The sequence below is a fragment of the Bacterioplanoides sp. genome (assembly GCF_965226395.1).
Taxonomy (GTDB): Bacteria; Pseudomonadota; Gammaproteobacteria; order Pseudomonadales; family Oceanobacteraceae; genus Bacterioplanoides.
In genome coordinates, this window is the sequence record NZ_OZ245358.1 from 238,488 (window position 1) to 256,613 (window position 18,126).

Here is an 18,126-nt window from a genome sequence, read left to right on the forward strand (position 1 = left end):
ACACTATCTGCGTCTTAATATTGATCTCTTGCCGATAAGGAAAATCACCATGCACACACGGGTTTTCTCCAGCATAAAACAGCGCAACCAACTCGCCTGCCTGGAAATTCGTCACCCTTTATTTAAAGCCGACATATTGCTTCAGGGCGCCCAACTGATTTATTTCAAACCGGAACATTGCCAGGACAACTGGCTATGGCTGAGCCCGGAAGCGAAGTATCAATCCGGTACCTCAGTGCGTGGTGGAATTCCTGTTTGCTGGCCCTGGTTTGGCAATGCTGATAAAAATCCGGCGTCGGTGCAGCAACATATCAGCGACCCACATCAGGCAGCTGCACATGGCTTTGCCCGCACACAACTCTGGGAGTTAATGGATATTGAGGAAAGCTGTGATCAGGTGCAGGTATCTATGAGATTGCCAAACAAAAATGAAAGCCGTGACAACCCATCACACTGGCACGGCCAGGCAACACTGGAGGCGCAGTTTGTATTGACTGCACATGAGTGCCGCGTGTCATTAATCACCACCAATTCAGCCCCACAACCACTGACGCTGAGTCAGGCATTACACACGTATTTGCCGACCAGTGATATCAGCAATACCAAGGTATATGGACTCGAAGATTGCCGTTATGCCGATGCACTAATCAGTGACCATCAAGGCTGGAAGCAGAGTATTCAAAGGGGGCCGGTTGCTTTTACGGCAGAAACCGATCGGGTTTATCAGCAAAAGAACAACAACCGACTCAGACTACAAACGCCTGAAGGAACAACCTATCTGACGGCTCAGGGCAGCCAGTCATGTATTGTCTGGAATCCATGGATAGAAAAAGCCAAACGCCTTGGCCAGTTTGGTCATCAGGATTATCGTAATATGGTCTGTATTGAAACCGCCAATGCACTGGAGGACGTGGTCACAGTAGCGCCGGGCCAGCAGCATTGCCTGACCCTGATACTCAGCCGTGACGACTAAAGCATACCGTCAGGCGACATTGCCTTTGCGCTGATACAGGTACTGCGCGGTCACTTTATCCATGGTGTTCAGGTGCATGATAAACCACTGGGGAATCGTTTCTTCGATAAACTCCAATGCTGCCTCGTCATCCTGATGCTTTTCATAATGCTCAAGCTGCTCACGGAATAATGCCAGAACCCGTTCGTGTTCCTGCTTGTGCATATCATAAGGGGGGAAATGACTGGCCAGCATTTCTGCCTCTTCATGGGCAAAATGCTCAACACAATGGTTGTACAGTTTTTTCAGGTGCTTAGTGAATTTGCCCCCCATCAGCAGCTTTTGCTCTGCTTTATTTAATAAGGTCACAAATTCTTCGTGATCACGATTCATAAATTCCATCGCTACCTGAGGGTAATCCTGAAATTCCATACTGCACCTGCCTCACTGAAACAGTTATCGGGAACGAACATGCTTGGGGCTGACATGCTATCACCATCCTCTATGAGAACGGAACTCATCAGCTGAATACCATTCAGTGGCAAATTACCTGATATTGATACATATCAAGCAGCCTGCTGAGCTCCGCGATCATCGACTGGCTATGCGCGTTACCAGGCCTATTGGCACTGCTGAGCCACATCCACAATGGTGCGGCGCAACCAGCGGTGGGCCTGATGGTGTTGCAACAATGGCGACCAGGCCATCTTTAATTCAAATGGAGGAATAGAGAACGGTGGCTCTTTGACTTGCAGCGAAGAGGATTCGGCCTGCATTTCTGCCACACGGCGCGGCAGCGTTGCCACCAGATCGTTATTATGCGCCAGCAGTGCAGGCATCTGATAATGACGGGTAAAGACTGAGATTTTACGCTTATGGCCCAGTTTGGATAAGGCGTTATCAACCCATCCCAAGCGCACCACTTTTTCCGGATCAATACCAACACCTGCACCCATACCGGTTTTACTAACCCAGATATGTTTACTCGACAGGTAAGCATTTAAATCAAACTGGTCAACCAAGGGGTGATTGGGATTTACCAGACACACAAAATCATCCTGCCAGAGGGTCATCTGATGGAACGATTGAGGCATATCGTCAAAGCGGTTGATCGCCATATCGACCTTACCAGCTTCAACATCTTTGAACGTCACATCGGAGGGGGTTAATACATCCAGAATCACATCCGGCGCATCATTACGCAGGCGTTTAACCAATTCAGGAACCAGGGTCGACTCGGCATAATCACTGACCATAATACGAAACACCCGATGACTGATTTTGGCATCAAAGTCTTCCAGTGGCTGCAACGCGGCTTCCAGCTCACCCAACGCTTTACGAATCATCGGCTGCAGTTCCTGCGCCCGCTCTGTGGGCGTCATGCCATCGGAGGTGCGTACCAGAATGGGGTCAGAAAACAATTCACGCAAACGGCGTAAACCGTTACTCATAGCGGGCTGAGTAATACCCAGCTGCTGAGCCGCTTTAGTAACACTGCCTTCTCGCAACAGCACATCAAGATACACCAGCAGGTTCAGATCAATTCGATCCAGATTCACGGTTAAGCCTCAGAAATCACAGGAAACTATTGTTATCGAGGGCTATTGTCGCAGGATTTATATTATTCACCAAGCGTATTATTTTTGCCTCTGATATAAATACGCGAAATCAACCACCGGATTTTTTAACCGTAAAACCACGCTTACTGAGCTCACTCACCAACAGATCGCGCTGTTCACCCTGAATTTCAATCACGCCATCTTTCAGAGCACCACCCACACCACATTTCTTTTTCAGGTCTTTAGCCAGCGTCTTTAACTCTGCTCCCACCAGCGGAATACCCGAAACCAGAGTCACAACCTTGCCACCACGCCCTTTGGACTCACGACTGACACGGACAATGCCATCGCCCTCAGGCAAACTTTCATCCTTGCAGGCACAATCTGAAGCCGCCTGACCACAACCAGAGCAGGTTCTGCCAACCGCGGTGGAATACACCGAGCCGCTGTTATCAGAGGCACTGTTAGCCGAGCCCAGCCCACCTTGTAATAACGCCGATAAATCGACTGGCTGCTTGCTTTGTGAGGCGTTGTTTGGCGAGGTATTGGTTTTAGTGGAAGAGTGCTTATCGTTTGCCATTGTCTTAAAGAGTGTTTGGTTTGTGAGGGAGCGACGGTACTGATTTCTGCAACAATGCGCAAATGCCGAAGGGTTAAAGATCAGGCAGAATCCGGTGAATGAGGAAAGGTCAGCGTTACACGGGTGCCGGTATTTTTGCTACTACTGATATCCAGCGAACCGCCATGATTCACCATCACATTGTAGGCCACCGTAAGGCCCATTCCCATGCCCTGCCCAACTTCTTTGCGGGTATAAAACGGGTTGGTGGCGTACATCAGTTCTTCTTCTGTCATGCCGACGCCCTGATCCTGAATCACCAGGCAAATCTGCTCTTCTGAAGCCTGAATCGTGGCATCAATCACCCCACCCTCAGGCATGGCATCGCGGGCATTGCGCAAAATTTTGCCCAGCACCATAGTCACTTGCCGGCTATTGCAAACCAAATCATCATGACCACAATCGAAGTGCTCTTGCACCTGAATAAAGTCCGACTGATCCAGCAAACTATCCTGAACCGCCATCCGGAATAACGCACTGAGCTGCACCGACTGATGATCGCGACCTTCACCACCCACAAAGGTCTGTAGCTCATCAACAATATTCTGAATCCGGCTGGTACTTTGCTGACAGGCGGCCAGTAAATCAGCGGCATCATCACGAATATAATCAAAATCGATTTGCTGTTTTAGCGCTTTCAATTTCGGTAATAAGGGAGTGATAGCCGTGTTCGATTCATCAGCCGACAGAGTCACCACAAGGCCAATCAGATCATTTAAGTAATCGGCCAGCATACTCAGGTTGCTGTTGACCACCGCAATAGGGTTATTAATTTCATGCGCCATGCCACCAGCTAACTGCCCCAGTGCCGCCATATTCTGTGTTTTAAGCAACAACCGTTGTGTACGTTGCAACTCATCCAGACTGTTTTGCAGCTGCTGGTTGCTGTCGTTCAGCGCCTGAGTACGGGCACGCACCTTGTCTTCCAGCTTTTCGTTAAAAAAGCGCACCTGCTTTTCCGCCAGATCACGCTGGATAATTTCATCATCCATCGCCGCTAACAACGCATTCATCTTATTGGTCAGGTCGTCCAGCTCACTGTGCTGCAACGGGCTTTCAACCGTTAGCGGTAACTTCACCGGCGATTTGGGATCCACTTCCAGAATACGCCCGGTCAAGCGTTTAATTGGGCCGGTTAAGCGCGAGCGAAACACCATGATCAAAACAAAAGCGAGCACAATATTGCGCAATACATCCAGCATCAGAGTCAGCCCGGCACGCTGTTCAAAGCCCTGATGCAGCAGACGTTCATCAGCCCAAACGGTCAACATACCGAGGGCTTTAGTGCCGTTGGTGTAGGTGTCAGGCTCCATCAGGTCTTGTCGAAAAGCAATCATATAAGACTGATTCAGCGCCTGCTGGCGCTGTGCTTCTGGCCAGCCGCGGGTTATCTGAAAGTTACTGTCCAGCTCCATCAGAGTGGCGGTGACAATCGCCGGATTCAGCCTCAGGCTATCGAGAATGGCGTTCATGGCATGATCGTCATAATTGTATAGCGCCAGTGCTGCCGACACCTGCTGGCGGGATAACAACTCACGGGTTTGTTGCGCAAATCGCTGGCGCTCGCCCACGTAGTCAAAGCCAATCTGCAGAGCACTGAACGCCACACCCAGAGTGACGCTGAATAGCAACACATAGATGGTAAGCCGACTTTCAATGGACTGAAGCTTAGGTTTCAAAATATTCCCCGGGCTGCTCAGGTTTCTCTGACGTCAGTATAGACAGGCCGCTGCAACTGGGACTGAAAGATCAGCAACAAAGCTGGCAGGTTCATCAGAATGCCGTAAAACAGCGCCACCACGGCCAGCTCCGGTCTCTGCAACAGTGTGACGGATACCATGATGGCCGTTCCGGCATTTTGTATGCCCGCTTCAATCGCCAGTGTTCGAGCATAGCGCGGTTCAGCAAATAGGGTCTGTGTCAGAAATGCGGACAGGGTCATCACAATCAGACATAACCCTAAGCACGCTACGGTGACAGTCGACCATAATTGCGGTAAACGATCGGCATTCACCCAGGTCAGCGCAATCACCAGCATAAAAAATAACAAAAAGCTCAGCCGGTTGAGCCATGGTGCATGTCGCTGCGCCCAGTCACGAAAGCGAGCGGCCAACAACATACCCGTCAACAACGGAATAACCGTGACCAGCAGTAACGGCAAAGCCGCAGCCTTAAAACTCAACGCCACCGACAGACTGGGCATGGCTAACACATCCGTCATCAACGAGATCCACAAGGGTAATGTCAGCGGAGCCAATAAACTCACTACCGCCGTCAGCGTGACCGATAAGGCGGCATCGCCGCCACTCAGATGACTGATCACATTGGAGGTCGCGCCACCCGGGCAAGCTGCCAGAATCATCAACCCCAATGCAACTTCAACCGGCAGTGCTAATGCTGAAATTAATAACACCGCTACCAAGGGTAACAGCAGCCATTGCAATGCCAGACCCAGAGCAATCAGCCCGGGCTGTTGAAGTATCCGGCGGAAATGTTCAAGCCGCAGTGACAAACCCATTACCAGCATCATAACGGCCAATGCCAGCGGTAGAACTATTTGAGACAACACTTGCGGGTTCAATAAAACCTGACCCATGCTCTTTCCTTAAACAATCATACAATTTCAGCGAATGGTGATTTGGGTACGATCCAGCACTTTACGCATCACAAAGCTGGAATGCACCCCAGAGACCCCTTCAATACGTGTCAAAGTGCCCAATAAAAACTGCTGAAAGTCGTCCATATCTTCCACCAGCACTTTAATCACGTAGTCAGCGGTCTGGCCGGTGATCAGGTAACACTCCAACACCGACGGGCAATCACGCAGCGTTCGCTCAAAGTTCTCAAACCGGTCCGGGGTATGGCGATCCATACTCACATTAATCAGCGCCATCAGATTGAGTCCTAAACGCCGGGCATCCAGATGAGCGCGATACCCTTGAATCAGGCCACTCTCCTCCAGTGCCTTGACCCGCCGGGAGCAAGGCGATGGCGATAATCCTACCCGCTCGGCCAGATCCAGGTTGCTCAGGCTGCCGTCCTGTTGCAGTAACTCAAGAATGCGCTTATCCGTGCGATCCAGCTCAATGTTTTCGGAAGATTGCTTGCTCAAAACAATAAAAACCTAAAAATAATCAATTAAAAGCAATATATCGCCTTAAATCAGCTTTTTCTACACACACTTTGCAAACTCATTCCAACCCGGTCTTTTTATACTGGTGGCATTCAAACGTTATCGCTATTTCAGGAAATTTCATGTCTGCTGCGCCTTTTAATCACGCCAAATACCGCCCCTTCCCGGCTATTCAGAAAACCGATCGTCGTTGGCCGTCACAAACCATTCAGCAGGCACCAGCCTGGTGCTCGGTGGATCTGCGTGATGGCAATCAGGCCTTGATTGAACCTATGACGGTGGAGCAGAAACAACGCATGTGGCGTCTGCTGGTGAACATGGGCTTTAAAGAAATTGAAGTGGGTTTTCCTGCGGCGTCACAACCGGATTTTGATTTTGTCCGCTGGTTAATTGAAGCCAATCAGATTCCGGAAGATGTCACCATTCAGGTATTGGTGCAGGCGCGTGATGAGTTGATTGAGCGCACCTTTGAAGCGGTGGCCGGGGCTCGCCGGGTGGTGATTCACGTTTATAATTCCACCTCTCCGGTGCAACGTGACAAGGTCTTTGGCCTGGATAAACAAGGCATTATCGACATTGCCCGCCACGGTGCCAGTAAGGTGCAGAGTGAAGCGAAGAAATTCCCTCGCACGGAATGGGTGTTCCAGTATTCGCCAGAAAGTTTCTCCTCAACCGAAGTCGATTTTGCCGTTGAGGTGTGTAATGCCGTGATTGATCAGTGGCAGCCCACCCCGGCTAACAAAGCCATTATTAACCTGCCTGCCACGGTTGAGTGTGCTATACCAAATGTGTTCGCCGATCAGGTTGAATACTTCTGCGACCATGTACACCAGCGCGATGCGCTGATCATCAGTATTCATACTCATAATGACCGGGGTTGTGCGGTGGCGGCCGCTGAACTGGCAATTCTGGCCGGTGCCGACCGGATTGAAGGCACGTTATTAGGTAATGGTGAACGTACCGGCAATATGGACATAGTAACCATGGCCATGAACCTCTACAGCCAGGGCATTGACCCGCAGCTGGATCTGAGCAAAGCCGACGATATTATTGCCACGGTTGAAGCCTGCACCAGCATCAAGACACACCCACGCCACCCGTGGTTAGGCGAGTTAGTGTACACCGCCTTCTCTGGCAGCCATCAGGACGCCATTCGTAAATGTCTGGCACAACAAGCGACTGACGAACCGTGGGATGTGGCGTATCTGCCGATTGATCCTCAGGACCTTGGCCGTACCTATCAGTCGGTGATCCGGGTGAACAGCCAGTCTGGTAAAGGCGGCGCGGCTTACCTGCTGGAGCAGCAGTTAGGGATTGAGTTACCCCGCTGGCTGCAAGTTGAATTGGCACAACCGATTCAGACACTGGCCGAGCAACAACAAGGCGAAGTAGAACCACAACAAGTGTTATCGACTTTCCGCCAACACTTTATGGATCAGGATGGCCAGTATCAGTTATCCAGCTATCAGATTGATCGTCAGGGCAACCAGCATCACGTTCAGGCTTCATTAACCGACGCCAACGACCTGATGCCGATTCACGGCCAGGGCAGCGGTGCCATCAGTGCCTTTATTGATGGTATTCATAAAGCCACCGGGGTTGATATTCAAGTGGTGCAATTTGACGAGCATTCGCTGGAGCAGGGTTCTGAAGCCTCGGCACTGGCACTGATTCAGGCAACGATTCGTGGCAAGCGTTACACCGCCGTGTCTCAGGACTCGGATATAGTCGCTGCCAGCCTCAATGCGGTTCTGTCGTGTTTAAACAAAGCCATTGCCGAACAACAAATTGCCGCCTGAAGAGTTAAAGTAACTTCTGAGCTAAGGCCGCCAGATATCCATCCGGCGGCCTTTTTTTATGGCTAACCATCTGATCAGGTTACTTTGTTATGGTTTTGTTAAGCGAAAAATAACACAAAAAAACGCGGCATTCGGGGGGTGAAGTTTGCTAACTTGGTATGGCTCATAAGAAAGCTCGATCAACAAAAACTAATAACAGGGGCCACGGTATGACCATTCTGAATCTGCAGTTTGATAATAAAAATATCCGGGTTGCTCTGCGCCGTACCGCCACCGCCCAGGCCATTCTTAATGCCATTCCTTTTACGGCCACCATTCAGACCTGGGGCAGTGAGGTGATGTTTGACTGCCCGGTGCGGGTCAGCTTTGAAGACAGCGCGACCAACGTGGTAAAACCCGGTGATATTGGCTTCTGGCCGGATGGCAGTTCAATCACCATTGCTTATGGACCCACCCCCATTTCACGCTATGGCGAATCGCGTCTGGCCTGCAGTTGCAATATCTGGGGCGATGCACTGGACGATGTATCAGAACTCAAACAGATAAAACCCGGCACCCGTGTTCATGTTGATATCTGGGCACTGAGTGGCCTGGATAAGGCGGGATAACACTCTGTCGCTGTTTAGTCGCCTGCCGCTTCACGAATATAAAGCACCCTGGCTGGAATAGCCTGCCGTACAAAATATTCCAGCCAGCCCTTTTGATTTTTCTGCAAACTGTCTCCCGGCCCTTTCACTTCGATTAACTCATAGTCACCACACGTTCCACTTTCTGAAAGCCACAATAAGTCCGGCAAACCATTACGGTGGTGTTTCAGATCCTGCCATAAATAATCAAACAGTAATCGCCAGTGGTGTAATGGAATCTGTTCTAAAGCCTGCTCAACCAAAGAAAGATTGCCGTCGTCAAATAAACCCCAGAAAACAAATGGCGTATGAATACCGGCTTTTTGTTGAGCCCGCTCCAGCACCTGTTTTTTAAAGGTGCTCTGTCCTTGTGGATGATCTAACAGTGCCTGCTGAGCCTGATAGGTTTTCTGCCTTTTTTCGAGAAAATCCGGCTGATATAAATCCACTGGGGCGGCCTGAAATTCATGGAAAAAAGCACCCGTAACCGGAGCAAAAATAACCGGCCAGTAAAATAATCCAAAAACACTGAGAATCAGCGCATTTTCAACATGATAAGCCTGCCCTGGCTGTTGTTGTTCCACCAGCTCAATCGCAGCAGCTTCTACACCGGAGTGCTGCCAGAGAGGCGTTTTTTCACACGTCATAATATCTTCACGCCAGACATACGAGCCGGTGATGCCTTCTTCACACCGATCAGCAACAGCGGATAAATGGTACTGACGTAAACGCCGGATCAGCGCTGGCAAAAAGCCGTTGATAAATTGTTTCTCCAATACATGAAACGGCGCTTCTGATATGGCCAGACTGAGTTCTGCCAATGTTTTTAAGGCTGTTTCAGATGTTTTGTTTGTTTCATCCGAATTTTTAGCGTGCTTAGCCGTCGTTTGTTTCCATAAAATCCGGCAAATTCGCTCACGAGCTGGATGAAGCGGAAACTGACGATAAAAATCTAAAGCTTGCTCATTAGCACCTAAGCGTTCCAACTGGCGTGTTAACTCACAACCTTTGTGATTTAAACGTCGAATAATACCTTCGTCATTGCTGTTTTCTTTCAATAGCAGCAAGGCATTAACCGACTCAATCACCTCAGCTTCAGAAGCTTCCTGTAATTCAGGCAAGTCTTCAGTAAAGTGATAATAATTCAGATGCTCTTCCAATTGCTCACGACGGCTAAAGCCTCGACTTGCCTGATCTATACGGTAATTTTCATAACGATAAATGCCCAGATCCCGCAGCACAAAGTCGGTAAAATCCTGATATAAATTACCAAAGTACAATAACCGGAAGGTGGTAAATTCCAGCTCACCAAACAAGCAGATGACATCATTTTTAATCAAGGAAGACAGAGCTTGTGCTGACTGGTTACAGCATGCGTCAGCCAGGTCATCCAGCTGGGAGCGTGATAATTTTTTAAACGCACCCGGCGACCCGGTTTCAGCTTGTGATGTGAATGCTGACTCATGCTCAATCAGCCACTGGCTCAGTTCCGGCTTGGTATATAACGCCACGATCTCAGCATGATGATGATCGTATTCCCGTCCGGTTGCTAAGCGCCCAATAAAGCGCTGCTGCAGTAATTCATCCAGAGCATCCGGCAAGTTGGATATCTCTGCATAGGTCAGTTTGCTGCTGCGAAACAGATCACCCTTGCGACACAACAGGCGAATATAGATTTGTTGAGCACTGGCGGACAACAACAAAAACTGCTCGATAAATTCCCGCTCGGCATCATCCAGAATATCCGCATATAACGCCTGAACATGACGAATCAGGTGTAAAGAATTATCGTGATAATAATACGTTGCCAGCTCCACCGCGCCCTGCCTTTATGCTCATTTCGCCGCTAAAGAATATTTGCGGACTGATGCCGCAGTGACTAGATTATCTCACCGGTTTAAAATCGTTGACTATCAATTTATTACCAACCGGATCAAACTCTTTGAGCCTGCACTCAACCAAAGCCGATGGCTTATTAATTATTGTTACCTTACTGGCCGCGATCAGTTGGATGTTTTCTAAAGAAGCATTGGCTGAGTTTCCGCCGTTGCTATTTATCGGCAGTCGCTTTTTGCTGGCCGGTTTGTTGTTAGCCGCCGTTGGCAGCCAGTCTCTGCGGTCATTATCCGCACAGCAATGGCGCTCCGCAGCGGCGGTGGGCATCTTTTTTGGCATCGCCATGAGCTGTTGGATCATGGGCCTGTTTTACACCACCAGCCTGGGGGAAGGTTCCTTTATTACCAGCATGGCGGTGGTGTTTGTGGCTCCCATTGGCCTGCTGTTTTTTGGCGACAAGCCACCGGCATCTACCTGGTTCGCCTTGCCTCTGGCAATTATCGGCTTAGCACTACTGGCATTAGAAAACGGCTTTAATCCGGAAGCCAGTCAGATATTTTTCTTTGTTGCGGCGTTATTACTGGCTCTGACGTTTATTCTCAATAGTCATGCCGCCTCTAATACCCCGGCGCTGGCACTGAGTGCGATTCAGCTGACGATTGTTGGTCTGACGGCTTTACCGCTGTCATTGGCGCTGGAGGTATGGCCAACACAGATGAGCGGCAGCATGACGCTGTGGCTGGTTTTGAGTGTATTGGTGGGCACATCGGCGCGTTTTCTGTTGCAGACCTATGCTCAGGGGCTAACATCACCGGCACATGCGGCGGTTATTATGGTACTGGAACCTATCTGGACCGCATTGATTGCAGCCTTCTGGTTTGATGAGAGAATGAGCGCACAACAGATGATGGGCTGTGCGCTGATTTTTGCCTCGTTACTGGCCAATCGCTGGAGTTCAGTACGTAACTGGTTTAAGCGTTAACGGGGCGATTGACTCAAGTATGCTCTACTCTGGCAGATGTTACTCGGGCAGGTGGTCTTTGATGATATCGTACAACTCAGGGCGACCTTGCTGAATTTCTTCCGCGCTCAGACCTTCCAGTGAATGCGGGTATTTCAGCCAGGAGCTGGTTTCATGCACGTAGTAGTCCGGCACACGATCGGTTTTATTACGCTCCGGCTTGTAATACGGCACCGCAACCCGGATATCATGTGGCGTATTAAGACGCGCACGACGACTCAGTTCATTAATGATGGCATCAATGGAGCGGCCAGTATCAAATACGTCATCAACAATCAGCAGACTGTCTTCATGGCGAATGTTTTTCACCAGATAGTTGAGGCCAAAAACCTGTACCGTTTTGGCTTGCTGATCAATACCCGCAGCATAAGAGGCGGTGCGGATTGAAATATTGTCGGTTTCGATGCCGTGATACGCCAGGTATTCCTGAACGGCAATTCCCATGGGCGCACCTCCACGCCATACGGCGATCATAAAGGTAGGACGAAAGCCACTTAACAGTACTTTTTCAGCCAGCCGGTAAGAATCTTCCAGCAGACTTTGACCTGTCAGGTAGAGTTTCTCGCTCATGATGTGTTTGCTCTCTTGTTGCACTGGCCGTTCGTTCACGGCCGATTTCAAAAATCATTAGCTGACCGCATGGTCAGTCGTGTATCATACCTCTCTGGTTATCAAACTGCTAATGTGATTCTCGTTTATGTCCTCTGCGCAACATGCCCCGGCCACCTTGTCCAAACATTTTCTTGATGAAGAAGAGCTGATTCAGGATGCTTTCCGACTCGGCGTTTCTATTTTTGAAAGTGGCTTTCGCCCAACCTTTATTGTTGGCTTATGGCGTGGTGGCAGCGCGGTTGGTATTTATGTTCAGGAATGTCTGCAGACTCTGGGCGTTAAAACCGATCATATTGCTCTGCGTACTTCCTATCGCGGCCAGACCGCCTATCAGGACATTATGGAATCACCAGAAGAAATCCGCGTGCACGGCACTCAGTATCTGGTTGAGAACCTGAATGTTGATGATGGTTTATTGATTGTCGACGATGTTTTCAGTACCGGCCATAACATTCAGGCGGTGATTAATCGCTTACAGGGCAAACTGAAGCGCAATATGCCGTCGCAGGTTAAAGTGGCAACCCTTTGGCAACGCCCGGATTATAACCGTACCGATATCAACCCGGACTTTTGCCTGCACCAAACCAATGACTGGCTGGTATTCCCCTACGAGTTAAACGGCCTGACGCAGCAGGAAATTGAAGAGCATAAATCCTTTGTGGCACCGATGATTCACCCGGAATACATCCAAGATTAATCTTTAATACAGAATCCGCATTAAACAAAGCCCGGATCAGTGACGACTAATCCGGGCTAATATCCCTCCCTCTCTTCAGCACAACTCTTAGCGGAAACCGTGATACCAGATTTTATTCGTGGTATCTGCCGGCCGATCGGTATACACATTCGAGCCATTTGCACCACTGCCCGAGGTGATCACAACATTGGTGGTTTGTGCATACAAGTTGCCATTAATCTCAACCCAGGTCGGAACGGTTGGATCATTACAGTCGCGGATCACAATATTCTGCCCAACCGCATGAATATTCCCTTCGATATCCAGACACATTTGAGGCGCATGCCCAGGGCGTAACCGACCTGCTGCATCCCAGACCCATTTCTGGTTATCACCGCCATGACAATCCCATAACAAAACATTGCTGCCGTTAGCGGTTCCGGCTCCTGCAACATCCAGACACTTATTGGTGTCGTGTTTTAAATTGAATTCTTTAAAGTCAGCATTCAACAGTGGGTTGTAATTCTGCGTATGCTGCGGTGTCGTCCATACTCCTTCGGCAACCGTATCATTGTAGTTGAGCCACACACGCTCAACACCGGCCGCCGCCTTGGCGTTTTTAAGCAATTCGTTCTGCATACTATTGGTCGGTACCGCAAAGTGCCACTGAGCACCCAACGCCTGACAGGCAAACTCACCATTAGCTTCGCTATGGCTATTAGGAATATCCGAGATAGCCCAGTTTCTGCCATCGGTTGTTTTACAGGCAAAGCGCATTGAGGCCGAACAAATCAGGTCATTAAAACGACCATTGCCCCAGGACTCAGCGCAGTCTTCATTACTGGCGTAATCGTCTGGCTGATTGATATCCCAACTCCAGATGGATGCTTTCAGGCCGGGATCACCAATCACTAATTTGTCGTAAGCAATCTGATTCACGCCACATCGCTGGGCTTTAGCAATGGTTTCATCGGAGAACAGGCCGTTATCATCAGCCAAACCTAACGCCGTCCCAAGATTGCCAAAAAAGGTGTCCTGCTCAAAGATTCGTTGAACACCCGCGCCATTCCAGCTGGCATTTGCCGTCAGACAGTTATCAGCAGTGGCTGCCTCAATCGAGGTATAGCCCCAACCACCCTGAAACGCATAACCCGCCCAGTTGGAGGTGGCACAATCACCATTTAATAACACCAGCTGCTTACCGGCACGCAGTACCTCTTCTTCGGTTAGCGTTGTGGCCACTTGTTGAAAGTTCGTGCAGCTTCCCGGCTTGTATATCAGGTCATCCACTGCGGCTAATGCCTGAATCATTTTGTCTTCGTTATCAGCCCAGAAATCTTCGAAGCCTAAATACACCACTTCGTTCGGATTACGGCGCAACCAATGATTAATTTCATGCACGGCGTCACTGAAGTAACGCTCAAGACCGCTACAGCCAACACGCTGATCACGACTATGGCACAACAACAGGGCATCACCGTTAGGAATATCCTTGGTTTGCCAGGTCCAGTGCACATCCAGTTCAAAATTACGCACACCGATTTCCAGCTGCTCAAACATCGACAGGGTATGATTAGGGTCGATATAAACAATTGAGCTGTATGCCGAACTGTTAAAAGCATTATGTGAGCTGCTGTTATAGCCCTGAGCAATGGGGACCGCATTGTCGAGAATATTCTGATGACTAAGCGCCTTATATTCCCAGGAATTTTTATGGTTAGCGAGCTCATCACTGGCAATATCTGCATCTGCCGGCGCGCCGCTCATCGTATGGCCCGTCGTCGATAAAAACAGCCCAGCAGTAAGAACGAGTAGCTTGTTGTTCATCATCATTTCCTTTTTTATTGTTATCAGAAATACGAATTAACCGTTAGCAATTACTGCTAAGGGAGCGCTTCAGCGCCCCCAATACCATTGCTGGTTTTCACCACCGTGAACACTCCATAAGCCAACATCGCTATTGTTGTCACGGCCATAAGCATCCAGCGAGATGCTGCTATTTATTCTGGGTCGCAGCGAGTCGCCAACAAACTCCCACTGTTGATTAACACTGCCCTCAACACACTGCCATAAATGCACGCCACCACCGGCATAATGCTCACCTTTATTGTCGAGGCAATAGTCCGGATTTGCCTTATTGCGCAATAATCCGGTAACCGCGTTGTATTGCCACTTCTGCCAGTCAACATCCTGACAATCGTAAATTACAGCCATCGCACCATTAGTGGGTGAGGTACCAGGGAAATCGAGACATTTGCCACTACGGCCATCTTTTAATTCCCGGAATAAGGTTGCATAAGGATCTGAAGCAGGTGTGTTAAAAGACAGGGATGCTTCAATGGCAAAGTGATCTGATAGGTCATATTTGGTAAACACACTGGCAGCGATACTACGCGGTACACGCACATCCGATTCGGCCTGGCCGGGTTGCAAATGCGCATTAGAAGTTAAGACATAATCGAGAAACTCAGGAGTCCCATCGGTCCAGGCACTGACGTTACCATCAGCGGTGTACGGATAACTGTCACGGGTCTGAGGAACTTCAGCAGCATTGAGAATATTCAGCATTTGCTGGTGCTCTGCCGGGAAGTTGGTTTTATCAACGTTCAGGTCACCGGCAATAATCACCGCCTCAGAAGCCGGAATAGATTGCTGATCAATAAAGGCTTTTATTTCTGCAAACTGTTTCGCCCGGGTTATCTGATTTTCAACAGCAGGCCATGCCTGAGTGTGCGAGCCAAACACATGATATTTCTGCCCGCCCTTATTAATCCGGGCGTACATCACGCCTTTGGAAGCGAGGCAATCATCAGCATCACAGTCAGAGAATGTCATCTGCGCTTCGTGCTCAATCGGCCAGCGACTAACAATCAAAACACCGCCATCTTCGATGGCACCACGGCGGTCAACCACCTGAGTTTGATACGGGTATTGGCCACGAATACGTTGCAGAAAATCTTCACGCCGGTTGTTTTCAAACAGCTCAGAAAATACCACCACATCAAAGCCGTTCAGTTGCTTGCTGATTTCAGTCAGGCGGTCGCTGGTGTCTCTGGCAACCAGCCCGGGTAACAAGGCCCACACGTTGTAGGCCAGAACGTTCAGTTCATTGGACATGCCCAACTGCGGGTATTCCGGGTCAGGATGAATCACATAGTAAAAATCATCACCACTAACACGACCGGCCTCTCCTTTAAATGCCAGCGTGGATGGTTTGCCAGCAAAGTCCTGGCGTTGGGAATAAAGATCACGACCTTCATATAAGCCGGAGTGGTTAGCGCCGTACCAGATTTCACTGAAATTCCAGGTGCCGGTCAGCTTCTGCTGCAGCACGGTAGTGCTGCCATCCGGCGCCGTTACCGTCGTATCAAAATAGTAACTTTTACCCCAACGAATACCTTGATCACGATTGGTTTCCAGCACTGCTACCGTGCCATAAGGCGGAACACGGGTAGCCAGCTGCCGCCAGTGCTCGCCTTTAACCAGAGGCGATCCGGACTGTTGAATATCCAGCGTTAACGCTTGATTGGTGTTGTTGGTGAGATAGATATAGCTCTCGGCCAGTGCGCCCCATGACAGTAACACCAGAAGAGAACCAAGTAATAATCGCAAGAACATAATGCAAAGCCTGTTTCATTATCATTTTGGCACTAACGTACATTAAAAGAGTTGATTTGAAAAACCATTGGCCTGAAATGACAAATCGGAGATCGTCCGAAAATATCAATAATTTGTCCGCGGTTAATCTGTCGAAAACCTCCCGCCAGGCGCATGCTGTAACAATGCCGATCCACCAGGCGATACCGCAGCGATCAATACCGGAGAAAACAGCATGACCTCAACCGTGACGCTTGAAAACAGCCATTCGATTTACGATCAGCTCAGTGCATCTCTGAGCCAGATCCGCAGTGCATACAGCAAAGATCCGGATACTTCCTATGACACACGCATCTCGCGCTTAAAGCGGCTACATACAGCGTTGCTGGAATATAAAGATCGTCTGATCACAGCGGTTAATCAGGACTTTTCCAACCGCGCCAGCGCTGAAACCATGATGGCCGAGATATTGCCGGTACTGGAAGGTATTCGTTACAACAAAAAGCACCTGCGCAAATGGATGCGGCAATCAACCCGCCATACTCCCATGATGCTATTAGGTGCCAAGACTAAAGTGCATTATCAGCCTCTGGGCGTGATTGGCATTGTGGTACCCTGGAACTTTCCGATATTCCTTGGCTTATCACCATTGGTGGGGGCTTTTGCCGCGGGCAACCGGGCCATGATTAAAACATCCGAATTTGCTCCACAAACCGGCCTGGTGCTGGAAGAGATGTTAAATAAACATTTCGCCGCTGAAGAAGTGATGGTGGTTAATGGTGGGGTTGAAGTTGCTAGTGAATTCACTCGCTTAGCGTTCGATCATATTGTGTTTACCGGCTCTACTCAGGTTGGCCGCATTGTTATGCGGGCTGCTGCTGAAAACCTGACACCGGTGACTCTGGAGCTTGGTGGTAAATCTCCGGCCATTATCCATGACAGCTTTCCGATTGAAGAAGCCGCCAAACGGATTGCTTTTGGCAAAGGTCTGAATGCCGGCCAGGTTTGTGTGTCACCGGATTATATTCTGGTTCCGAAAAATAAAGTCGCAGCATTTGCACGCGCCTTCACCGAACAGTTCAGCACGCACTACCCCACATTGAGAGACAACCCGGATTACACTGCAATTATTACTGAGCGCCAACGTGATCGTTTACTGGATAATCTCAATGATGCCCGGGAAAAAGGCGCAACCGTTGAAGTCATTAATCCGGCCAATGAAAACTTTGACGGCACCCGAAAACTGCCGATGCATCTGGTAACGGAAACAACCTCGGACATGCGTGTTATGCAGGAAGAGATTTTTGGTCCTATCCTGCCGATTATTGGCTATGACTCCCTCGAGGATGCCATTCACTACGTCAATGACCGTGATCGCCCACTGGCGCTTTATTATTTCGACTGGGATAACCGTCGGGGCGAAAAAATACTTCGTCAAACTCACTCGGGTGGCGTCTGTATCAATGAAGTCATGACTCATACCATGGTCGATGATATGCCATTTGGTGGTGTTGGCCCATCGGGCATGGGTCATTATCATGGCAAAGAAGGTTTTCTGAATTTCTCCAAGGCCAAAGGCGTTGTTATTAAAGGAAAACTGGATGCTAATTCGTTAATTGGTGCGCCATGGAATAACAAATACTTTAACTTTTTTGTTAATTTCCAGTTGCGTCGTTTTAAGAAATTCTGAGGGATC

16 protein-coding genes are annotated in these 18,126 nt (G+C 49.3%); 6 read left to right on the forward strand and 10 right to left on the reverse strand.

Translation table 11 applies throughout. From position 1 onward, the window contains the following. The first annotated feature begins 49 nt into the window (after positions 1-49). Positions 50-973 (forward strand): D-hexose-6-phosphate mutarotase, encoded by a 924-nt coding sequence (locus ACO05E_RS01065; RefSeq protein ID WP_419811156.1) that lies wholly within the window; start codon positions 50-52, stop codon positions 971-973. A 9-nt stretch (positions 974-982) separates the two neighbouring features. Here ACO05E_RS01065 and ACO05E_RS01070 read toward each other — a convergent pair whose 3' ends face one another. From ACO05E_RS01070 to ACO05E_RS01095, 6 genes are all read right to left on the reverse strand, one after another. After that, positions 983-1,384, reverse strand: a complete 402-nt coding sequence (locus tag ACO05E_RS01070) for a bacteriohemerythrin (protein WP_419811157.1) — start codon at positions 1,382-1,384, stop codon at positions 983-985. A 188-nt stretch (positions 1,385-1,572) separates the two neighbouring features. After that, the gene (locus ACO05E_RS01075; RefSeq protein ID WP_419811158.1) at positions 1,573-2,511 is read right to left on the reverse strand and encodes a LysR family transcriptional regulator; all 939 of its coding nucleotides are present in this window, start codon (positions 2,509-2,511) and stop codon (positions 1,573-1,575) included. Between the two features lie 109 nt (positions 2,512-2,620). After that, complete coding sequence (locus ACO05E_RS01080) at positions 2,621-2,989, reverse strand: translation initiation factor Sui1 (protein ID WP_419813640.1); 369 nt, start codon at positions 2,987-2,989, stop codon at positions 2,621-2,623. A 182-nt stretch (positions 2,990-3,171) separates the two neighbouring features. Next, on the reverse strand, positions 3,172-4,809 hold the full coding sequence (locus ACO05E_RS01085; RefSeq protein ID WP_419811159.1) for a sensor histidine kinase: 1,638 nt from the start codon (positions 4,807-4,809) through the stop codon (positions 3,172-3,174). Between the two features lie 17 nt (positions 4,810-4,826). Further along, a complete protein-coding gene (locus ACO05E_RS01090) occupies positions 4,827-5,726 on the reverse strand; it encodes a bile acid:sodium symporter family protein (RefSeq protein ID WP_419811160.1) in 900 nt (299 codons plus the stop codon). Positions 5,727-5,753: 27 nt separating this feature from the next. Continuing rightward, entirely contained in the window at positions 5,754-6,242 is a 489-nt protein-coding gene (locus ACO05E_RS01095) for an Lrp/AsnC family transcriptional regulator (RefSeq protein ID WP_419811161.1), read from the reverse strand. Between the two features lie 143 nt (positions 6,243-6,385). On the opposite strand from ACO05E_RS01095, the gene leuA reads away from it, so the two are divergent. Together leuA and ACO05E_RS01105 are read left to right on the forward strand one after the other, a co-directional pair. Then, positions 6,386-8,062 carry a 2-isopropylmalate synthase gene (gene leuA / locus ACO05E_RS01100; protein WP_419811162.1) on the forward strand — a complete coding sequence of 559 codons (1,677 nt, stop codon included), beginning with the start codon at positions 6,386-6,388 and terminating at the stop codon, positions 8,060-8,062. 209 nt (positions 8,063-8,271) lie between these two features. Then, positions 8,272-8,670 (forward strand): cyclophilin-like fold protein, encoded by a 399-nt coding sequence (locus ACO05E_RS01105; protein ID WP_419811163.1) that lies wholly within the window; start codon positions 8,272-8,274, stop codon positions 8,668-8,670. 14 nt (positions 8,671-8,684) lie between these two features. Here ACO05E_RS01105 and ACO05E_RS01110 read toward each other — a convergent pair whose 3' ends face one another. After that, entirely contained in the window at positions 8,685-10,505 is a 1,821-nt protein-coding gene (locus ACO05E_RS01110) for a VRR-NUC domain-containing protein (RefSeq protein ID WP_419811164.1), read from the reverse strand. A 125-nt stretch (positions 10,506-10,630) separates the two neighbouring features. Between ACO05E_RS01110 and ACO05E_RS01115 the strand changes: the two genes are divergently transcribed. Further along, positions 10,631-11,506 carry a DMT family transporter gene (locus ACO05E_RS01115; RefSeq protein WP_419811165.1) on the forward strand — a complete coding sequence of 292 codons (876 nt, stop codon included), beginning with the start codon at positions 10,631-10,633 and terminating at the stop codon, positions 11,504-11,506. 39 nt (positions 11,507-11,545) lie between these two features. On the opposite strand, the gene ACO05E_RS01120 is transcribed toward ACO05E_RS01115, so the two are convergent. Next, a complete protein-coding gene (locus ACO05E_RS01120) occupies positions 11,546-12,115 on the reverse strand; it encodes a phosphoribosyltransferase (protein ID WP_419811166.1) in 570 nt (189 codons plus the stop codon). A gap of 127 nt (positions 12,116-12,242) precedes the next feature. On the opposite strand from ACO05E_RS01120, the gene ACO05E_RS01125 reads away from it, so the two are divergent. Continuing rightward, complete coding sequence (locus tag ACO05E_RS01125) at positions 12,243-12,854, forward strand: phosphoribosyltransferase (RefSeq protein WP_419811167.1); 612 nt, start codon at positions 12,243-12,245, stop codon at positions 12,852-12,854. Positions 12,855-12,941: 87 nt separating this feature from the next. Here the strand turns inward: ACO05E_RS01125 and ACO05E_RS01130 are convergent, their stop codons facing one another. Both ACO05E_RS01130 and ACO05E_RS01135 read right to left on the reverse strand, forming a co-directional pair. Further along, the gene (locus ACO05E_RS01130; RefSeq protein WP_419811168.1) at positions 12,942-14,600 is read right to left on the reverse strand and encodes a ricin-type beta-trefoil lectin domain protein; all 1,659 of its coding nucleotides are present in this window, start codon (positions 14,598-14,600) and stop codon (positions 12,942-12,944) included. A gap of 129 nt (positions 14,601-14,729) precedes the next feature. Beyond that, positions 14,730-16,451 (reverse strand): ricin-type beta-trefoil lectin domain protein, encoded by a 1,722-nt coding sequence (locus tag ACO05E_RS01135; protein ID WP_419811169.1) that lies wholly within the window; start codon positions 16,449-16,451, stop codon positions 14,730-14,732. Between the two features lie 214 nt (positions 16,452-16,665). Between ACO05E_RS01135 and ACO05E_RS01140 the strand changes: the two genes are divergently transcribed. Continuing rightward, entirely contained in the window at positions 16,666-18,120 is a 1,455-nt protein-coding gene (locus ACO05E_RS01140) for a coniferyl aldehyde dehydrogenase (protein WP_419811170.1), read from the forward strand. Positions 18,121-18,126 lie beyond the last annotated feature (6 nt).